Origin of the sequence: Streptococcus sp. NLAE-zl-C503 (assembly GCF_900104285.1) — a bacterium.
In the GTDB taxonomy this organism is placed as follows: domain Bacteria; phylum Bacillota; class Bacilli; order Lactobacillales; family Streptococcaceae; genus Streptococcus.
The window spans coordinates 268,831-287,538 of record NZ_FNJT01000001.1 but is presented as its reverse complement, the minus strand read 5'-3'; the positions used below and the strand labels follow the sequence as shown (position 1 = coordinate 287,538).

The 18,708-nt window shown below is 42.0% G+C and carries 18 protein-coding genes; 2 read left to right on the top strand and 16 right to left on the bottom strand.

Annotated features, from left to right (window positions below):
* Positions 1-37 precede the first annotated feature (37 nt).
* The 3 genes from era to ybeY are packed head-to-tail and all read right to left on the bottom strand — an operon-like array spanning position 38 to position 1,827.
* Positions 38-937 (bottom strand): GTPase Era, encoded by a 900-nt coding sequence (gene era / locus BLS46_RS01390; protein WP_000143275.1) that lies wholly within the window; start codon positions 935-937, stop codon positions 38-40.
* 16 nt (positions 938-953) lie between these two features.
* Positions 954-1,349 (bottom strand): diacylglycerol kinase family protein, encoded by a 396-nt coding sequence (locus tag BLS46_RS01385; protein WP_084947806.1) that lies wholly within the window; start codon positions 1,347-1,349, stop codon positions 954-956.
* Positions 1,330-1,827, bottom strand: a complete 498-nt coding sequence (gene ybeY, locus BLS46_RS01380) for an rRNA maturation RNase YbeY (RefSeq protein WP_093585018.1) — start codon at positions 1,825-1,827, stop codon at positions 1,330-1,332. Before ybeY ends, BLS46_RS01385 begins: the two co-directional genes overlap by 20 nt.
* A gap of 104 nt (positions 1,828-1,931) precedes the next feature.
* On the opposite strand from ybeY, the gene pavA reads away from it, so the two are divergent.
* On the top strand, positions 1,932-3,587 hold the full coding sequence (gene pavA, locus BLS46_RS01375; RefSeq protein WP_093585015.1) for an Rqc2 family fibronectin-binding protein PavA: 1,656 nt from the start codon (positions 1,932-1,934) through the stop codon (positions 3,585-3,587).
* 199 nt (positions 3,588-3,786) lie between these two features.
* On the opposite strand, the gene BLS46_RS01370 is transcribed toward pavA, so the two are convergent.
* The 10 genes from BLS46_RS01370 to BLS46_RS01325 form a co-directional block, all read right to left on the bottom strand.
* Positions 3,787-4,518 carry an NAD-dependent protein deacylase gene (locus BLS46_RS01370; protein ID WP_093585012.1) on the bottom strand — a complete coding sequence of 244 codons (732 nt, stop codon included), beginning with the start codon at positions 4,516-4,518 and terminating at the stop codon, positions 3,787-3,789.
* A 154-nt stretch (positions 4,519-4,672) separates the two neighbouring features.
* Positions 4,673-5,383: a purine-nucleoside phosphorylase gene (gene deoD / locus BLS46_RS01365; protein ID WP_093585009.1), complete on the bottom strand. Its 711-nt coding sequence runs from the start codon at positions 5,381-5,383 to the stop codon at positions 4,673-4,675.
* A gap of 402 nt (positions 5,384-5,785) precedes the next feature.
* On the bottom strand, positions 5,786-7,069 hold the full coding sequence (locus BLS46_RS01360) for a chloride channel protein (protein ID WP_038805089.1): 1,284 nt from the start codon (positions 7,067-7,069) through the stop codon (positions 5,786-5,788).
* Positions 7,070-7,071: 2 nt separating this feature from the next.
* Positions 7,072-7,881: a purine-nucleoside phosphorylase gene (locus BLS46_RS01355; RefSeq protein ID WP_093585006.1), complete on the bottom strand. Its 810-nt coding sequence runs from the start codon at positions 7,879-7,881 to the stop codon at positions 7,072-7,074.
* The gene (locus tag BLS46_RS01350) at positions 7,878-8,438 is read right to left on the bottom strand and encodes a DUF1697 domain-containing protein (protein WP_093585003.1); all 561 of its coding nucleotides are present in this window, start codon (positions 8,436-8,438) and stop codon (positions 7,878-7,880) included. The genes BLS46_RS01355 and BLS46_RS01350 overlap by 4 nt, the downstream gene beginning before the upstream one ends.
* Before the next feature lies 1 nt (position 8,439).
* On the bottom strand, positions 8,440-9,651 hold the full coding sequence (locus BLS46_RS01345; protein ID WP_093585000.1) for a phosphopentomutase: 1,212 nt from the start codon (positions 9,649-9,651) through the stop codon (positions 8,440-8,442).
* Positions 9,652-9,664: 13 nt separating this feature from the next.
* Complete coding sequence (gene rpiA, locus BLS46_RS01340) at positions 9,665-10,348, bottom strand: ribose-5-phosphate isomerase RpiA (protein WP_093584997.1); 684 nt, start codon at positions 10,346-10,348, stop codon at positions 9,665-9,667.
* A gap of 105 nt (positions 10,349-10,453) precedes the next feature.
* Positions 10,454-11,383 carry a peptidase U32 family protein gene (locus BLS46_RS01335; RefSeq protein ID WP_093584993.1) on the bottom strand — a complete coding sequence of 310 codons (930 nt, stop codon included), beginning with the start codon at positions 11,381-11,383 and terminating at the stop codon, positions 10,454-10,456.
* Between the two features lie 124 nt (positions 11,384-11,507).
* On the bottom strand, positions 11,508-12,188 hold the full coding sequence (locus tag BLS46_RS01330; RefSeq protein ID WP_093584990.1) for an ABC transporter ATP-binding protein: 681 nt from the start codon (positions 12,186-12,188) through the stop codon (positions 11,508-11,510).
* 13 nt (positions 12,189-12,201) lie between these two features.
* Complete coding sequence (locus BLS46_RS01325) at positions 12,202-13,257, bottom strand: ABC transporter permease (RefSeq protein ID WP_093584987.1); 1,056 nt, start codon at positions 13,255-13,257, stop codon at positions 12,202-12,204.
* A gap of 386 nt (positions 13,258-13,643) precedes the next feature.
* Between BLS46_RS01325 and BLS46_RS01320 the strand changes: the two genes are divergently transcribed.
* A complete protein-coding gene (locus BLS46_RS01320; RefSeq protein ID WP_093584984.1) occupies positions 13,644-13,928 on the top strand; it encodes a DUF3270 domain-containing protein in 285 nt (94 codons plus the stop codon).
* Between the two features lie 66 nt (positions 13,929-13,994).
* On the opposite strand, the gene BLS46_RS01315 is transcribed toward BLS46_RS01320, so the two are convergent.
* The 3 genes from BLS46_RS01315 to BLS46_RS01305 all read right to left on the bottom strand — a co-directional run bounded on the left by BLS46_RS01315 (position 13,995) and on the right by BLS46_RS01305 (position 18,652).
* On the bottom strand, positions 13,995-15,332 hold the full coding sequence (locus tag BLS46_RS01315) for a sensor histidine kinase (RefSeq protein WP_093584981.1): 1,338 nt from the start codon (positions 15,330-15,332) through the stop codon (positions 13,995-13,997).
* Complete coding sequence (gene ciaR / locus BLS46_RS01310) at positions 15,322-15,996, bottom strand: two-component system response regulator CiaR (protein WP_000590630.1); 675 nt, start codon at positions 15,994-15,996, stop codon at positions 15,322-15,324. Before ciaR ends, BLS46_RS01315 begins: the two co-directional genes overlap by 11 nt.
* Positions 15,997-16,105: 109 nt before the next feature.
* Positions 16,106-18,652: a M1 family metallopeptidase gene (locus BLS46_RS01305; protein ID WP_093584978.1), complete on the bottom strand. Its 2,547-nt coding sequence runs from the start codon at positions 18,650-18,652 to the stop codon at positions 16,106-16,108.
* Positions 18,653-18,708: the final 56 nt, after the last annotated feature.

Sequence of the window (18,708 nt, the reverse complement as noted above, 5' to 3'; positions counted from 1 at the left end):
CTGTAAAAACAAGAAGCAGGCATGAGCCCACCTCTACTTAATATTCTTTTTCATTATAGCCAAAGTCAGCTAGGTCTAGCTTTTTATCACGCCAGTTTTTCTTGACCTTGACCCAAGTTTCTAGGAAAACCTTGTCCCCTAGCATGAGTTCGATATCACGACGGGCCATGGTCCCAATTTTCTTGAGCATAGCGCCACCTTTTCCGATGATAATGCCTTTTTGGCTATCACGCTCGACCATGATGGTTGCTCGGATATGAACCTTGTCTGTCTCTTCGTCACGCTTCATAGAGTCAACCACTACTGCAACTGAGTGAGGAATCTCTTCACGAGTTAGGTGCAAGACCTTCTCACGAATCATTTCTGAAACTAGGAATCGCTCTGGGTGGTCTGTGATTTGATCAGACGGAAAGTACTGGAAACCTTCCTCAAGATTTTCACTAAGGATGTCAATTAGACGAGAAACGTTATTTCCCTGAAGGGCTGAAATTGGGACAATCTCCTTAAAGTCCATTTGGTTACGGAAGTCGTCAATCTGAGCCAAAAGCTGGTCTGGATGGACCTTGTCAATCTTATTCACCACCAGAATCACAGGAACCTTGGCAGCTTTCAGACGCTCGATAATCATATCGTCGCCCTTACCACGTGGCTCATCAGCTGGCACCATGAAGAGTACAGTATCTACTTCACGAAGGGTGCTGTAGGCTGATTCCACCATGAAATCTCCAAGAGCCGTCTTAGGCTTATGAATTCCAGGTGTGTCGATAAAGACGATTTGTTCCTTATCCGTGGTGTAAATCCCCATGATTTTATTGCGCGTTGTTTGCGCCTTGTCACTCATGATGGCAATCTTTTGACCCATGACGTGATTCAAAAAGGTTGACTTCCCAACATTGGGACGCCCTAAAATGGCTACAAAGCCTGATTTAAATGTCATAATTTCCTCTTAGTGTTTAAAATAATAAATCCCAAATGCGTGGGAGAAAGATAAGTGCACCTGTCACCGCAGCAAAAAGAGAGACCACCAGCACGGCACCTGCTGCCATGTCCTTGGCTTTCTTTGCCAACATAGAAAAGTGATAGTGACTGGCTAAATCCACCACATTTTCAATAGCAGAGTTGATAATCTCAAAGGCTACTACTAAGAAAATGCTCATTAGGAGAAAGAGCCATTCGATCCGTGACACCTGAAAAACAAAACCTGCAAGGATGACTACTAGAGCCGTCACTGCATGTTTTCGCATATTGCGTTCTTCCTTGATAGCAGTCAAAATCCCTGTGATGGCAAATTCTAAACTGGATACAAGGTCACGATTTTTCCATTTTCGTTTATTGTCTTGTGAGTCCATAGGCTGTCAAAATTTCTTCTTGTAAACCGAACATCTCCGCTTCTTCTTCCGGAGTGTAGTGATCATAGCCGTTAATGTGTAAAAAGCCGTGTACCGCCAAGAAGCCCATCTCACGCTCAAAGCTGTGACCGTATTCCTCAGCCTGCTCATGCGCTTTATCGATAGAGATGAAAAGTTCCCCAATATAGGCATCAAACTCAGACATCATCTCTGCTAATTCAGGATTTTCAAGCAAATCTTCTTCATCAAAGGCAATATCCAACTCTGGTTTATACTCAAGGCTGATGACATCTGTCGGACGATCCGTATCACGGTACTCGAGGTTGAGTTCGTGGCTACGATCGTTGGTCACAAAAGTGACTGCCATCTCCTTGTCTTCTTTTCCTATTTTTTGGGCTGCAAATTCCAAAATTTCTTGGGTTTGTTGCAAGATTTCTTGTGAAACTTGACCAGTTTCATCTACCATTTCAATATACATGTACTTCTCGATTCTCTTTACTTGGCTTTATTATACCATATTTCCATGATTTTATTCTACCTTTTTGATATAATACTATGGAATACAATCACAAGGAGAGAACGATGTCATTTGACGGATTTTTTTTACACCACATGGTTGAGGAATTACGAAGAGAGTTGGTCAATGGTCGCATCCAGAAAATCAATCAACCTTTTGAACAAGAGTTGGTCTTGCAAATCCGTAGCAATCGCCAAAGCCATCGCCTGCTCCTCTCTGCTCATCCAGTTTTTGGGCGCATTCAGCTGACCCAAACGACCTTTGAAAACCCAGCCCAACCTTCTACTTTTATCATGGTTTTGAGAAAGTATTTGCAAGGTGCCGTAATTGAGTCCATCGAGCAAGTGGAAAATGACCGAATTGTGGAGATCACGGTTTCCAATAAAAACGAAATTGGAGACCATATCCAGGCTACCTTGATTATCGAGATCATGGGCAAACACAGCAATATTCTCCTCGTGGATAAAAGTAGCCATAAAATCCTCGAAGTCATCAAACACGTCGGCTTTTCACAAAATAGCTACCGCACCTTACTTCCTGGATCGACCTATATCGCTCCACCAAGTACCGAGTCTCTCAATCCTTTTACTGTCAAGGATGAAAAGCTCTTTGAAATCCTTCAAACCCAAGAGCTAACAGCAAAAAATCTTCAAAACCTCTTTCAAGGTCTAGGACGCGATACGGCAAACGAATTGGAAAGGCTATTGGTTCATGATAAACTATCAACTTTCCGTAACTTTTTCAGTCAAGCAAGCAAACCATTTTTGACAGAGACTTCTTTCAGCCCAGTTCCTTTTGCGAATCGTGTAGGAGAGCCTTTTGCCAGTCTTTCTGATCTTCTGGATACCTACTACAAAGACAAGGCCGAGCGCGATCGCGTCAAACAGCAAGCCAGTGAACTGATTCGTCGTGTTGAAAATGAACTTCAGAAAAATCGACATAAGCTGAAAAAACAAGAAAAAGAGTTACTGGCGACAGACAATGCTGAGGAATTTCGTCAAAAAGGGGAATTGTTGACAACCTTCCTTCATCAAGTACCTAATGACCAAGATCAGGTTACCTTGGACAACTACTACACCAATCAGCCTATCACAATTGCTCTTGATAAGGCACTAACTCCCAGCCAGAATGCCCAACGCTATTTTAAACGTTACCAGAAGCTCAAAGAAGCTGTCAAATATCTGACTGAACTGATTGAAGAAACCAAGGCCACCATTCTTTATCTGGAAAGCGTTGAAACGGTTCTCAACCAAGCTGGACTGGAGGAAATCGCTGAAATCCGTGAAGAATTGATCCAAACAGGTTTCATTAGAAGACGCCAACGTGAAAAAATCCAGAAACGCAAAAAACCAGAACAATATCTGGCGAGCGATGGCAAGACCATCATCTATGTCGGACGCAATAACCTGCAAAACGAGGAACTAACCTTTAAAATGGCTCGCAAGGAAGAACTTTGGTTCCATGCCAAGGACATCCCTGGAAGCCATGTCGTTATCTCAGGAAATCTTGACCCATCTGATGAAGTTAAGACGGACGCTGCAGAACTTGCTGCATATTTCTCCAAAGGGCGCTTGTCAAATCTAGTTCAGGTGGATATGATTGAAGTTAAAAAACTCAACAAACCAACTGGTGGCAAACCCGGTTTTGTAACCTACACAGGACAAAAGACCCTCCGTGTCACACCAGACCCCGAAAAAATCGCATCTATGAAAAAATCCTGATTCCACTTGAAATCAGGATTTTCGTTTACATTTTACTCTGCAATCAAGGTTTCCAAACCAACCTTCATCATATCGGTGAAGGTGTTTTGATTTTCTCAGCCATTTTTTAGTAACTCTTAAAGAGCGAAATTGTGGTCAATAAATGAGATAGTTTTCTCTTTCAAGTAACAAGGTTTTGTTGCTATCTTCTAAAATTCTTTTATTGTCTCAATTTCGAAAATACTTTTCCTATCTTGCCTTCAATGACCAATGTAGCTTGGCTGTCTTGTGGAGTACTGGTTTTATTGATAACGACCAGATTTGTCCCAGAAAAATAGTTTACTAGGCTAGCTGCAGGATAAACAACTAAGGAAGTCCCACCAATAATCAGCAAGTCAGCTTGCCGAATAGCTTGTGCAGCTTGGCTAAAGACACCCATGTCAAGTGATTCTTCATACAAGGTCACGTCAGGCTTGACCACCTTGCCACAGTCTAGGCAGTGGGGAACAGGTCCCTTGAGGGCCAGAAAACCAGTTAAGTTATAGAAACGTTGACAACCTAAGCAGTAATTTCGGTCCGCGCTCCCATGCAATTTAAAGACCTTTTGGGAGCCTGCTATTTCATGAAGACTATCAATATTTTGTGTCACAACAGCCTTTAGCTTGCCTGTCTTTTCCAAAGCAGCTAGATAAGTATGAGCAGCATTAGGCTTGGCTTCTGGATAAATCAGGTATTTCTTATAAAAGTCAAAAAAATCTTCTGGATAGCGCTCAAACATAGTCCGAGAAACGAGTTGCTCTGCCGTAAAATGACGGTCTAACTGTTGACTATAAACACCATCTGAACTACGAAAATCTGGGATATTAGACTCGGTTGACACTCCTGCCCCTCCAAAGAAAACAATCCTTTGGCTTTGATCTATCAAGTCTTGTAATTGTTCAATTTTATCCATCACATTTCTCCTTAAGCTGGGTTCTAAAAAAGTTGAAAACCAATCGCTCCAAACAATCTGATTTTCAACTCTTCCTTTATCATTACTTATGTATTTGAGATTAAAGCATTTGAATCAATCTTAGAAATAACCTTATCTCAAAGTAATACGATGTTTAGTCTGCAATCAAGGTTTCCAAACCAACCTTCATCATATCGGTGAAGGTATTTTGGCGTTCTTCTGCAGTGGTATCTTCATCTGGATTGACCAAGCTATCAGAAATGGTCATGATAGCAAGTGCATCAACGTGATGTTGGGCAGCAAGATAGTAAAGGGCTGCTGCTTCCATTTCCACAGCCTTAACTCCCCATTTACCAAGCTCGATGTTCTTTTCAAAGTAGTTTGAGTAAAAGACATCTGATGATAAAACGTTCCCAACGTGGGTGGTCATACCGTGTTCTTTGGCAATATGGTAGGCCTTGTCCAGCAAACCAAAGCTAGCGATTTGTGGGAAATCGTACTGTGGCCAGTCGTTGCGGATGATGTTTGAGTTGGTTGCAGCTGCTTGAGCCAAGACCAATTCACGGACGTGAACATCCTCATTCAAAGATCCAGCCGTTCCCACACGGATCAATTTCTTTACTCCGTAGTCGACAATCAACTCGCGCGCATAAATAGAGATGGATGGCATTCCCATCCCAGTTCCCATGACAGATACACGGTGACCCTTGTAAGTGCCAGTGTAGCCAAACATGTTACGCACTTCGTTAAAACAAACAGCATCTTCAAGGAAATTCTCCGCAATAAATTTCGCACGAAGAGGATCCCCCGGAAGAAGAATTTTATCAGCAATTTCACCCTGCTTAGCAGCAATATGGATAGACATAATATAAGATACCAAACCCGTCAAAAAGCAAAGGGAAAATAGGAGTTGGGTGCAGTGAGCGATGCTCGCTAGACCAACTATCTTTTTCCCACTGCTTTTAGGGTGGGTTCAATTCCTTTCTTTCTTAATTTTGATGACAAATAGGAGAACAGCACGGGTTCAATTCAAACCCAAACTACCTACCTTTCAATTTTTTTAGAAAAGTTTTCCGCTCGTGTTCAAATCTGAACATCTCGCTCTACCTTTCTTTTTTTTATTTTTATATTTCATAGCTAGGAAAAATCGTATTCAATCATGACTCCGATAAGCCTACTACATTTTTATTTAAAACAGTTATTGATAAACTGACAATAGTTTTTAATCTTTTAAGATAAATCCTTGATTAGAAGAAACGGGCATTTCCTACCTAATTACTTTGTTCTTTGACATCTTACACAGTATGCTAGCCCAAGGAAAGCGATCTAACACTTTTGCAAAACCATAAGCCAGGAAAGCAGTTACTAAGAGATACGGAAGAGAATCTATACCTAGCCCAGTGAAACCTATAACTAATCCGGTTGCAGAAATGGGTGCCCTCAAGGTCACAGATAAAAAGCAAACCGATCCCAAAAGCAAAATGCTTGGCTGGCTGTCCAAACCTAGAATCATGCCTAAGAGAGCAGCTCCAGCCATCCCCAAGGCAAAAGATGGCGTAAGAGTACCACCATAGGCCCCTGCCCAAAGGATAATAAGAACGACCACTGCTTTTAGGAAAAACATGAGAAGCACTGTTTTACCATCGCTACCATTTAAAATTTCCTGAGCCATCATGCGTCCATTGCCAAGTAGATGCGGAAAGTAAATTGCCAGACCAACAAGAAAAAGAAAAGCTGAAGGCAATGTGAGAAGTATTCGTTTATCTTTTATCCTGTTTGAAGACACTTCTTTACTTAAACGACCAAAAAGCCAAGCTAGGGGGGTTAAGAAGAGAAGTAATAAAGGGGCAAACCACACTTCCTTTAATGACCATGCAATAGCTGGAATCTGGTAGAGAGCATGATCTGAAATAACCCAGCCTGCTATATAGGTTGACACATAGGTAGTCAAACCGACTAAGACAAATCGCTTGATAGATAAAGTAATTCCTAGAGTCTCAAAAACGAAGAAAACACTTGTTAATGGAACCTGATAGACAGCCGCTAAACCAGCACCAGCACCACAAGCAAGGAGAAAGATGCGATCCTTCATAGACAGTATACATATTTTTCCAATTGGCCCTGCAAATAGAGTTCCAATCTCTCGTGGCGCAGCTTCTTTGCCAATAGGCGCTCCCCCTCCAACTGCAATAATCTGCCAAATTGAATGAAATAGCTGTCTTAAAAAATGAAGCTTGTATTGTGAAGTCTCATCCTTCATCTGAGCTTTGATGGAATAAATCTTCGACCCTTTTTGCAAGAAGTACCAGACTAAGGACGAGCTAAGACCCACGATTATTAAACTTAGTCCTATCCGTGAGGAGGAAACTCCATCTGTCAAAAATCCACTATGGTGCTCTGACTGACCAAAAGCTAGCCCCTCCACCATCTCTAAAAGATAATGGAGAAATATACCAGATAAACCCGAAACTATTCCTTGCAGAATCACTGCTACGAATAATCTAAAATTATAAGGGATTTTTCGAAAAATACTCCTCAATTCTATTAACATGATTACAATTCAGCAAGAATCGCTTTAAGCAAACCTTTGAAGTCACCTTTGACACGCTCAGTCACTTCTACAACTTCTTCGTGGTTGAGTTCTTCTTGGAAACCAGCAGCATGGTTAGTGATACATGAAATACCGAGAACTTTCAAGCCTGAGTGGGCTGCCACAATAACTTCAGGAACAGTGGACATACCAACTGCATCTGCTCCAAGTGTCTTATAGGCACGAATCTCTGCAGGTGTTTCATATGTCGGACCTGTTACAGCAATATAGACACCTTCATCAAGCTTGATACCAAGTTTCTTAGCCACTTCATGGGCAGTAGCACGATACTCTGGAGTGTAGGCTTTAGACATATCTGGGAAACGTGGACCAAAATCATCCAAATTTTCACCCATCAATGGGTTCTGCCCCGTCATATTGATATGGTCTGAGATAGCCATCAAGGTACCAGGACCATAACCAATACCGCCAGCTGCATTGGTTACAATGACACCTTCACATCCGAGAACTTTCATCACACGTACTGGGAAAGTCACGACTTCCAGAGGATTGCCTTCGTAGAAATGAAAACGACCTTGAAGAGCCAAGACCTTGCGACCTGCAAGGTCACCATATACCAATTTACCAGCGTGACCGACTACTGTCGAACGACCCCAGTTTGGAATGTCTGCATAGTCTACTACAACTGGATTCTCGATTTCTTCCGCCAATTCTCCAAGACCCGATCCAAGGATTAGACCGAACTCAGGTGCTTGAATACCCTTGTCTTTCAGGAAGGCAGCAGTTTCATTGATTTTATCTAAAAATGTCATTGTGTGTCTCCTTTATTATTTTTTAGCATTTGACCGATTTTGTCAAAAGTTTTAGCGTTGCGAACGGTTATGTTGCGATAAAAAGGCATCTTGAGCAAGTACTTATGATAGGCAGTTGCATAGTAGGATTCCTCTGAGATTTTCCCCCAGAAAATCCCAAGTCTTCCAAAATGAACCACTTCATCTTTCAGTTCCAAACTTTCAACTTTCTCAATGACTTGAGCTACATCCAAACCCTCCGTGTAAAAGAGAACGTCTTTTCGTGCCAAATCTTTGGTCCACCAATCTGGCAGATTCTTCAGCTCTGCTTCATAGTCTTCCTGACTTAGCAAGGAAAAGCTCTGAATAAATGGATAATGGATTTCAAAGAATGCCTCTAACTTTTCAACCAATCGTTCTTTGGGGTCTGTCGAAGTAAAGAAAATATTGCCACTGTTGATGTAGGTTTCAACCTTCTCCAAACACAACTCTGTCAATTCTTGACGAAGATCCACCATGACAACTTTATTTTTCCCACCGACATTAATGCCCCTTACCAGTAAAGCATAGCGCGTCATCTTATACCAATTTATCTAAGAAACTTTCCCCAATCATGGCAGTTTCAACACCAAAGTTATCCGCAACTGTCGCTGAGATATCTGCAAAATGTCCGACAGGAATGACACCATTTCCATTAAAGGAAGGACTGTAAGCCAAAAGTGGAATGTATTCACGAGTGTGGTCAGTTCCAGCATAGGTTGGGTCATTTCCATGGTCCGCAGTAATCAAGAGAAGGTCGTTCTCTCTCATGGCTGCGATAATTTCAGGCAAGCGTTCATCAAACTCATGCAAGCAATCACGGTAACCATGAGCATTGCGGCGGTGGCCGTAAAGGGCATCAAAGTCAACCAAGTTTGTGAAGGAGAATCCTTTTTCAAACTCAGCAAGTCCCATGGTCTTCAATAATGTATCAATTCCGTGGCTGTTTGACTTGTTGTGCCCCATGTCATGATTGATACCAGCTCCGTTAAAGATATCGTTTATTTTACCAACAGCGTAAGTATCGATACCAGCCTCATTCAATTTATCCAAAACAGTTGGGGCAAATGGAGAAACGGCCAAGTCACGACGATTTGCCGTACGAGTGAAGTTACCTGGCTCACCCACATAAGGACGGGCAATGATACGGCCTAGAAGGGCAGGACGTTCAAGTGTAATTGAACGAGCGTATTCACAGATACGGTAGAGTTCATCCAAAGGAATGATGTCTTCGTGGGCAGCAATCTGCAAAACAGGGTCAGCTGAAGTATAGATAATCAACTCCCCAGTTTCCATCTGACGTGGTCCAAAGTCATCGATAACAGCTGTTCCTGAGTAAGGTTTGTTGGCTTCACGAATGACCTTACGTCCTGAGAATTCTTCGATTTTTGTCAAGATTTCTTCTGGGAATCCGTTCCAGAAAGTATCGAAAGGCTCCGTAATGTTGAGTCCCATGATTTCCCAGTGTCCAGTCATAGTATCCTTACCAAGAGATACTTCTTCCAATTTTGTCACATATCCTGTTGGGTTGCTTTCAGCTGGTACAGTCTTCAAGGGAGTTTCACGAGGAATATTTCCTAGACCGATTTTAGCCATGTTTGGCACATTCAAACCAACTGTTTTTGAAATGTGTCCCAGTGTGTCAGAAGCTCCGTCTGGAACCCCCGCATTGACAAAGTTATTGGCATCTGGCGCAGCACCGATTCCCACGGAATCCAGTACCACCAAGTGAATACGATTAAATTTTGACATAGTCTGTCTCCTTTTATTTCCCTTTTGTTGAAGTTAAAATCTGAACGCCATTTCGTCCAGCAACGATGACCTTATCCACCATTTGGTTGAATAAACCGTGCTCTACGACACCAACGACATGGTCCAACTCTTGCCCGAAGGCAATCGGATCTTCAATGACATCCAAGGCTAGGTCAATGATAAAGTTCTGCATATCGGTCACAAAACGTTGACCGTCTTTTTTACGGAAACTTGGTTTGTAGCCAGCTCGCTCAAACCGACGAAAGACCTGTTCTGCACCATACTGAACGACTTCCACAGGCAATTTAAAAGCACCTAGTTTCTCTACCAGTTTGCTTTCATCCACCACCCAAATATATTCTTTTGAGGGTGTTGAGACAACCTTCTCCATGAGAAGTGCACCACCACCACCTTTGATTCCGTTGAACTGGCTATCTACTTCATCCGCCCCGTCAACCGTCACATCGACAAAATCCACTTGATCAATCGACTTGAGCGGGATGTTAAGACCTTCAGCCTGTTTACTGGTCACACTGGAAGTCGTCACAGCAGTAATCTGCAAACCCTCTTCCTTAATGCGACGACCTACTTCCTCTACGAAATAGTAGGCCGTAGAACCAGTTCCCAGACCGACTACCATACCATCCTTGACAAACTCAGCAGCCTTGATACCTGCCATCTTTTTCAGATTCTCCACTTAAACACCTCCATTAAAGAGCTACTTTTATTATAACATGTATCCGTTTTTATTTCATGAATACACTTGAAAAACCCGAACATTTTTATTTCGGGTTTTGGTGTCCTATTTAACCATATCAGGATCGTAATCATAGAATCCCGTATCGAGGAAACGGTTTTTAGGGTGTAACTTGCGCACTTCCTCATCTAACAAGAAGGCTTGGTCATGACTGAATTTGCCCTCTTGGATCAAGCTACGCGCTTGGATAAAGAGTTTAGCAATCTCAACAAAGTTTTGACCTGGTGTGTAGAGTCCTTCTAGCTTCCAATGGGTAAAACCATGCTCCACCAATTCTGTCAATTTGGTCATCAAATCAAGGTCGTTATTTGCAAAGATATGGGTACCATGATTATCTTCAAAGATAGAGTAATGGCTCTCTGGATCACTTGGTTCAGCCAAGAAGAGGTCACGTTTACGCGTTTTTTCATCATCGATGTGCGTAAAGTTATAGTAGTTTTGCAAAAGTGGTCGCTTAGAATGGTGAATGACACTAGCTCCGTAAACCAACACTTCAGCAGGAATTTCCAAAATTTCTGGCATCTTGAAGAGTTCAGCAGATGGAATTTCACGCGCTAAAACCGCCTCAGATGCTCCTGCCTTTTGACCCCAGAAGTTAATCTGACGACTGCTAGTTACCATGGTTGAAGCATCGTAGATGGTCTTAAAGGAATAGCCATCACGGTTGATCACGTAAAAGACACCCGCATCTCCTACTGTAATATAATCTGTCTTGATTTCTTCCAAGAAGTCTAGGAAAGGCTTGATACGGTCCATCATATCTTGGTGCATGAGGGCGTTGACTGCAACAATCAATTCCTTGCCTGCTTCATGAACGAGCTTGGCGATTTCTCGCAACTCATCCTGGCTAAAGGTCGTTGGCAAACGAAGACCAAAATCTTTCTCACCGACGTAGATACGGTCTACGCCAGCTTCTAGTAACTGTTCAACTTGTTCAATACTTTCAGCAGTTGCTGTAATGATAATCTTTTCCATAAGAAAAATTATACCACATTTCTCAAAAATCAGCTATGGGTACTGAGAGTTTCACAAAAAGTTAAACTTATTTCTATCTTTCCCAATCAAAAAGTGAACAGTAACTTGTACCATTCACTCTATTTTATGCACGTGTTTCTTCAACTAGGTGGCCATCATTCATGACATAAATACGGTCAACCTTATCAAGAAGGCGTGTATCATGTGTAATCATGACAACTCCTCTACCTTGTTCATGAGCAATGGCAGCCAACATCTCCGTTACTTGGTAAGCACGCTCAGTGTCTAGACTGGCTGTCGGCTCATCTGCAAGCACAATGCTTGGATTGTTATAGAGCGCTCTAGCTATCGCCGCACGTTGACGTTCGCCACCTGATAGGGCCTTGGGATAATGATCTTGGACCTTTTCCAAATCCAACAACTCAAAGAGCTCTTTTCGGTCACTTTTACTATTTTTTCCCTTATCCAGTCTGTCAATCAAATCCAGCTGTTCCTTGACCGTTAGAAAAGGAATTAAGTTTGAAGCCTGGAGAATGAAGCCAAACTCTCTAAAACGGAGGTCTGTTTTTTCCTTCTCCGTCAAACTGCCTGTTTCCTTCCCCTTTACTAGAATCTTTCCACTCGATGCTTCCTGAAGTTGTCCTAGAGTTGTTAGAAAGGTCGTCTTTCCAGATCCCGAAGGTCCAACGATAGCCACGAACTCTCCAGCATTTAGCTGAAAATTCGTCTCATGCAGGGCTACGACTTTCATCTTTCCTTCCCCGTAAGTTTTTGTCACTTGATTCATTTCAATCAATGCTGTCATACTATTCTCCTTATCACTCTGCAATCGCAGTAATCGGGTCCACCTTTAGCAAGCGTGGAAGTGAAATGACACCACCTAGAAGGGCCATCAAGCAAATTACCAAACTTAGGATAGTGTAGGCTATCCAACTTGGGTAGAAAAAGAAGGTAGCTGGTAAGACTAAAATCACTCCACCAATAGCCAGCAAGGCTAAAGCAATCCCCATACCAGCTAGGAGGAAGATTTGACAGAAAAGGGACCATACAATGGTTTTGGTCTGTATTCCCTGAGCCCGCATTATTCCATAAAGACCTAGTTTTTGGATAGTAATGATATAAACAAAAATACCCACAATCAAGCCTGTGATAACAATCATAGCGAGAATCATCCCTGAAAATACATTAACCTGAGGTGTGTAACCAGGAATTTTCGATATCATTCTTGGAATAGAAATCTGTTTCAGTCCATCCCCGACCACTTCTATATCATTTTTCAATACCAAGGCAGAGATAGAACGATTGGCTTTCAAGGTTCCTTGTAAGGTCCAGTAAGTTGTCAGACTCGTAAAGACAACAGGCTCAGTGAAAAATTTATTTCCTTGAGTCAGGCCTACAATCTTGTAACTTGCCTCGCTTCCATTGAGCTGAATGGCATCGCCTAGCTTAATCCCATAGTTTTCAAAAGACTGATCCACGACAACCTCATCATCTCCTTCAGGATAACGACCCTCCGTCAAACTAGGAGAGATAAAAGCGTCCCAGTCTTGAGCAAAAATGGAAACATTGACCTTTTCACTACCATCGACTAGATTGGTCACAGCGAACATATAGCCCAATGGAGCAGCCTCTTCAGAACTCTTATCCTTGTAGTCCTTTTCAGGAATAAAGGATGCTGTCAAATTATCATTTGCGTAGTCGGATAAAACGACACCCATTGCTTGCCAATTATCAATAGCGGCCCGGTTGTTCCGCACAAGCCCAAGAGCTAAACTGGTCATAAAAAAGACCATGAAAGCGATAAGAAAAATGGTAGTTAGAATCAAACTATATCGAAGTTTATTTCGTACTATTTCTTTGATAGCAAGATACATGCTTATCTCCTTTAACTTTTCCCCAGAGGTAGTTTAAAAGCCACCCAGACCAATAGACAGAATCGCTGTCCTTCCATCCATTCAAAACAACTTCTACCAAAACTCTTCAAAAGTATCCAGGTAGCAACTCAACAAATCATCTTAGGAAAAAGCCTCAGCTTGCTATCAATTTATATAAGTTATCCTTTCCTTTCTCAGTATATTTATAATAGAGAAGGTTAGGTCATCTGTTTTAAGTGTAACATCCATGCTATCACTTTCCCTAGTAGGTGTCAAGAAGAGTGACTTAGAAGATGATAAGAGACTTTAGTAGTTTTGTAACCATTCTGTAACAATTCTCTGCATAAAAAATGATAAAATAGTTAGGTACTGTTAAGGAGAGAATCATGCCCGCAAGAAAATTAGAAGCTTATGAGTTTGAACAAATTCCCGAATCGAAACAAACTCCGCTTTACCAAGATTACACACCTGAAGCCCCAGTCGGCCCTAACCTAAAAGAGATTTTATTTTTTGTAAATATCGCTTGTTTCTGTATTTTTATGGCACTTTTTAGCTTTATCTTTTTAGCCTTAAAATTAAATACAGCTTTATCTTTTATCGCTGCAATGGGAACAAGTTTCGTCCTCTTACAACTTCAACGAAAGATGATTAAACGAAAACTTTCAAAATAAAGGTTGGTACTACTACCAACCTCTTTTCTTGTTATCTAAAAAGACAGTTTCTCAAAACTGTCTTTTTTATTTATTCTTTCGTTTTGGAGGAGATTGGATAGCGATTTTAACTTCAAAAATCGTTCCTCTAGGCTTGTTATCTTTGACGCTAATCGTTCCTCGTAAAGCATCAACAATCTGCTTGGCCAAAGATAATCCAAGGCCAAAGCCACCTTTCTGACGGGTTCTCGCCTTGTCTACACGGTAAAAACGGTCAAAGATTTTCTTCTTGTCAGCAGCTGAGATTCCAATCCCATTATCCGCTACTGTTAGATAGAGGTGGCGATCTGTAGCATAAACCACAAACTCAATTTTTCCATCTTCTTCGGTATACTTGATGGCATTATCAAACAAGATGGTCATGAGTTGTTTTAAGAGCAACTGATCGGTCATGAAGGGACGATAAATCCGATTTTCATAGTCAAAAACTCGATCATTTTCAGAAGCAATTAACTCATAGTTTGTAAAGGTGGTTTTAAAGAATTGTGGAGAAACTTCTGCTATTTCTGGCTTAAGTCCATCATCTCGACGTGCTAAATTGAGAAGGTTGGTTGTAAGGAAGCGCATGTTGCGAACTTCTTCGAGGCTAGAAGCAATACTTTCGCTGGATTCCATGATCGTCGCTTCTGGTTTTCGAAAGAGATTTTCTAAACGATTTTGTAAAACAGCCAAAGGCGTTCTCAGTTCGTGGCTCGCATTTTCAACAAAGGACTTCTGCTTTTGCATACTTTCCAGCAAGGGTTTGACACTGACACGGGCAAGGTAAACACTAGCAATTAAAGACAGAAGCCAGAAACTGGCCATGACCACTACGATTAAATGCTCATGGTTTTGGCTGATTTGCTCAAGCTGACTGGTATTGATTAAAACCGCCGCATATTTGACGTTGCTTGAAACAGTGGACGAATTTGTTTCCATCAAGATCATCCGGTAGGTTTCTTCCTGACCGTAGCTATTGACAACTTGGATTTGCCGAATATGATTCAACTCTTTCTTGTCCAGCTTGATCTTGTCCAAGCCTAAAAAGCGATTGCCCAATAAGAGCTGGTTAAAATCCTTGTCAAAGAGCAAGACTTCCGTATTGGAGCTGACATTGGGCTTGATTTCAGCCTTGCTTGCATCCGCTGTTGCTGGTTGAATATCCTTGACCTCTTCGGTTGCCCGATTAAGGGCTAACTGGATAACCGCTTGGGGACTACTACTAAGGGCTTGTAGTTTTTCATCTACAGAAGTGTAGAGACTCGAGTGCATGACCTGAAGGATAATCAAGGTCATAGCAGAGAAGATCAGGGTGAACACTCCAAAGTTTCGAATGAAATAGCTAAAATCATCCGCATACCATGTTTTTTTTAGTTTATTGAACATCTTTTAAAATATACCCGACACTACGCAAGGTTTGAAGATTTTCAGCAAAGGCTGTTCCCTTCAATTTCTTACGAACTTTTGAGACATAGACTTCTACAACGGAAATAGTCGTATCGCTATCAAATCCCCATAGACGATCAAAAATTTGTGTCTTGGGAAGAATGACATTTTGATTTTGAAGGAAGTAAACCAATAACTCAAACTCTTTTCCGAGCAGTTCCACAGGAGTGTCTTCCACCTTAACTTCATTCGTTGAAAGGTTGACGACAATATCTCCATAGGTCAAGGTGTTTTCGTTAAACTTACCTGAACGTTTGAGAAGAGCTTGAATCCGCATTTTGAGTTCTTCTAGGTAGAAAGGTTTGGTGAGGTAGTCATCCGCTCCCAACTCAAAACCATGTCCCTTGTCATCCAAACTTTCCTTAGCAGTCATGATCAGGACTGGTGTCGTAATTCCTTTTTCGCGCAACTCTTTCAAGACTTGGAATCCATTTTTTTCAGGCAACATCAGGTCAAGCAAAATCAAGTCATAGACGCCACTTTCAGCTTCGTAGAGACCTTCTTCTCCATCAAAGACCTGCATGACATCTGCAAAATCATCTAAAAAGTCAAATACTGAGTTTGACAGACCTAGGTCATCTTCTACTAATAAGATTTTTATCATCAGAAACTCCTCCTTGTTATAATTATTATACCAAAATTGCCTTAAAAAAAACTCAACTCTCTCTTGTTTTCAGATAGAAAGTTGAGTTTTTATTTACATTTCGAACGAATTAAGCTTTAGCATATTGTGCTACAACAGCTTCTACTGCTGCTTTCTCACGCTTAATCAAGTCAACACGCGCTGCGATATCCTTGATCCCCATGCGAATGTTACGGCTAAGAGCAAGGTCAGAGAGCTGTGGCTCAAAGAATTCCTTGTACTCTGCCAAGCGTTGCTCTGTCTTAAATACATGGGCAGGTAGGATAACAAAGCTATCAAAGCTCATATCTCCTCCAAGAGCTGCCTTGATCCAATCCCAGTTTTCACGCGCCCAGACCCAAACAGTTTCTTGAGTTGTTTGATGATCTAGGAACTGGTAATACCAAGCAGACAAGTCTTGTGGTTTCACAACAAACTTATCCTTCCATGAACGAATCAAGGTTTGGATATTGTCAGCATCTGTACTGTATGCTAGAGCTCCTGCCAACTGGCGTTTGAAAACAGCATCTGTCGCATGAGTGTAGAGGTCCAGATAAGTTGCGACCAAGTCCTTGGTCTCATGGTGTTTCATTTCATTGATGAGAACTTGTGCACGGATGGCTGCTGGAAGTCCTGCAAGATTTTCCTTGTGAGCTGCAAAGATTTGGCTAGCGACTTGACTAGCTCCTGCATCATTGGAGCGAATCATCATGGAAATAGTTAACTGACGAACCAATTCATCCTCATCTGATTCACCATCTTTGGCTTTAAAACCAAGACGATCATAGTTGTGACGAGCCAATTTAGCAACCAGACAGTTAAAGGCTTTCTCAGTTTCTGTTCCTTCATCGATAAAGCGCTCAAGGGCAGAAATAACTTGAGAAACAGCTGAAACGACAAGGTAAGACTCTTCCTTAGCAAGTTTATCAAGGACTGGGAGCAAGTCAGCATAAGAAATGTGCCCTGCTTCAGCCAACAAACGACGTTCTTGAACGATTTGCAGTTTGCTTGTGTTATCAAGTGTCTCTAGCTCAGCAAGAACAGCTTCTAACAAGTCTCCTTGATAGTCGGTAATGTAGTGGGCTGTATTTTCAGTGTTGAGACGAAGGGCTCCTTTATTTTCAGCAAGAAGAGCTGCGTAGCCAGGGATTTCAATACTTTCAGTTTCGAGTGTATCTGGCAAACCTTTCCAGTTGCTGTTCAGTGGCACCACCCAGAGACGGTTCTTGTCTTCGTGCTCACCGATAAAGAATTGTTTTTGTGAAATCTTCAAGACATCATTTTCAACTTTGACAGTGAGAACTGGATAACCAGGCTGTTCCAACCAAGAGTCCATGAAGGCTGCAACATCACGTCCTGACGCTTGTCCGAGAGCATTCCATAGATCACGACCAATGGTATTTCCATATTGGTGCTTTTCAAAGTAAGCATGCAAACCTTTAGCAAAATCAGCATCACCTAGCCAACGACGAAGCATGTGCATGAGACGGCTTCCTTTGGCATAGACGATAGCTCCGTCAAAGAGGGTATTGATTTCATCTGGGTGTTTGACTTCGACGTGGACAGACTGAACGCCATCAGTCGCATCACGTTTAAGTGCTCCCGGCACACCACCTGTTTGGAAGTCTTCAAAGATATTCCAACTTGGCTCGATGGCATCGACACAGACGTATTCCATCATGTTAGCGAAGCTTTCATTGAGCCAGAGGTCATCCCACCATTTCATAGTAACGAGGTTACCAAACCATTGATGGGCAAGCTCGTGTGCGATGACAAGGGCTACCTGTTGACGGCTGGCAAAGGTCGAGTTCTCATCCACAACCAAGTAAACTTCACGGTAGGTTACCAGACCCCAGTTTTCCATGGCACCAGCTGAGAAGTCAGGAAGGGCGATGTGGAGTGATTGAGGAATTGGATATTTAACTCCGTAGTAATCTTCGTAGAACTCAATCGAGCGAACGGCGATGTCCAATGAGAAATCAAGGTTAGAAAGTGGATGTGCTTTGGTTGAGTATACTCCTACGAGGGTACCATTTTTAGTTTTAGCGGTCACCCCTTGCAAGTCACCAGCAACAAAAGCCAACAAGTAGGAAGACATACGAGGTGTTGTCGCAAACTTCCAGATACCTGTTTCCTTGCGGTTTTCAACATCAATTTCAGGCATGTTTGACAAGGCCAACTCACCTTCTGCCTGATCAAAACGAAGAGCGAGATCAAAGGTTGCTTTGGCTTCTGGCTCATCTACACACGGAAAGGCTTCACGCGCAAAATGGCTCTCAAACTGAGTAGACAAGACTTCCTTCTTGACACCATCTACTGTGTAGTAAGAAGGGTAAATCCCTGTCATGTTGTCTGTGATTTTTCCTGAAAAAGCAATGACTAATTCAACTTGACCAGCCTCAGCTAATTCGATATGAAGTGCTTCATTGTCATGATCAACTGTAAATGGACGAGCCCGACCCGCGACTTCTACAGAAGTGATTTCCAAGTCTTTTTGGTGAAGGGAAATACGGTCACTCTGTGCTTGACCAGTAATGGTCACCTTACCAGAAAACGTTTTGGTCTCACGACTCAAGTCTAAAAATAAATCATAGTGTTCAGGAACAAATTGCGTAATAAAATGTTCAACTGCTTGCATAGTTTTCTCCTATTCTAAGTTTAAGAGTTTTACTCTTCTTCAAACAAACTTATTAT

What these genes read in the sequence shown, in the direction of transcription:
- era (WP_000143275.1), bottom strand. Translation starts at nt 937, where the DNA reads ATGACATTTAAATCAGGCTTTGTAGCCATTTTAGGGCGTCCCAATGTT.
- BLS46_RS01385 (WP_084947806.1), bottom strand. Translation starts at nt 1,349, where the DNA reads ATGGACTCACAAGACAATAAACGAAAATGGAAAAATCGTGACCTTGTA.
- ybeY (WP_093585018.1), bottom strand. Translation starts at nt 1,827, where the DNA reads ATGTATATTGAAATGGTAGATGAAACTGGTCAAGTTTCACAAGAAATC.
- pavA (WP_093585015.1), top strand. Translation starts at nt 1,932, where the DNA reads ATGTCATTTGACGGATTTTTTTTACACCACATGGTTGAGGAATTACGA.
- BLS46_RS01370 (WP_093585012.1), bottom strand. Translation starts at nt 4,518, where the DNA reads ATGGATAAAATTGAACAATTACAAGACTTGATAGATCAAAGCCAAAGG.
- deoD (WP_093585009.1), bottom strand. Translation starts at nt 5,383, where the DNA reads ATGTCTATCCATATTGCTGCTAAGCAGGGTGAAATTGCTGATAAAATT.
- BLS46_RS01360 (WP_038805089.1), bottom strand. Translation starts at nt 7,069, where the DNA reads ATGTTAATAGAATTGAGGAGTATTTTTCGAAAAATCCCTTATAATTTT.
- BLS46_RS01355 (WP_093585006.1), bottom strand. Translation starts at nt 7,881, where the DNA reads ATGACATTTTTAGATAAAATCAATGAAACTGCTGCCTTCCTGAAAGAC.
- BLS46_RS01350 (WP_093585003.1), bottom strand. Translation starts at nt 8,438, where the DNA reads ATGACGCGCTATGCTTTACTGGTAAGGGGCATTAATGTCGGTGGGAAA.
- BLS46_RS01345 (WP_093585000.1), bottom strand. Translation starts at nt 9,651, where the DNA reads ATGTCAAAATTTAATCGTATTCACTTGGTGGTACTGGATTCCGTGGGA.
- BLS46_RS01335 (WP_093584993.1), bottom strand. Translation starts at nt 11,383, where the DNA reads ATGGAAAAGATTATCATTACAGCAACTGCTGAAAGTATTGAACAAGTT.
- BLS46_RS01330 (WP_093584990.1), bottom strand. Translation starts at nt 12,188, where the DNA reads ATGACAGCATTGATTGAAATGAATCAAGTGACAAAAACTTACGGGGAA.
- BLS46_RS01325 (WP_093584987.1), bottom strand. Translation starts at nt 13,257, where the DNA reads ATGTATCTTGCTATCAAAGAAATAGTACGAAATAAACTTCGATATAGT.
- BLS46_RS01320 (WP_093584984.1), top strand. Translation starts at nt 13,644, where the DNA reads ATGCCCGCAAGAAAATTAGAAGCTTATGAGTTTGAACAAATTCCCGAA.
- BLS46_RS01315 (WP_093584981.1), bottom strand. Translation starts at nt 15,332, where the DNA reads ATGTTCAATAAACTAAAAAAAACATGGTATGCGGATGATTTTAGCTAT.
- ciaR (WP_000590630.1), bottom strand. Translation starts at nt 15,996, where the DNA reads ATGATAAAAATCTTATTAGTAGAAGATGACCTAGGTCTGTCAAACTCA.
- BLS46_RS01305 (WP_093584978.1), bottom strand. Translation starts at nt 18,652, where the DNA reads ATGCAAGCAGTTGAACATTTTATTACGCAATTTGTTCCTGAACACTAT.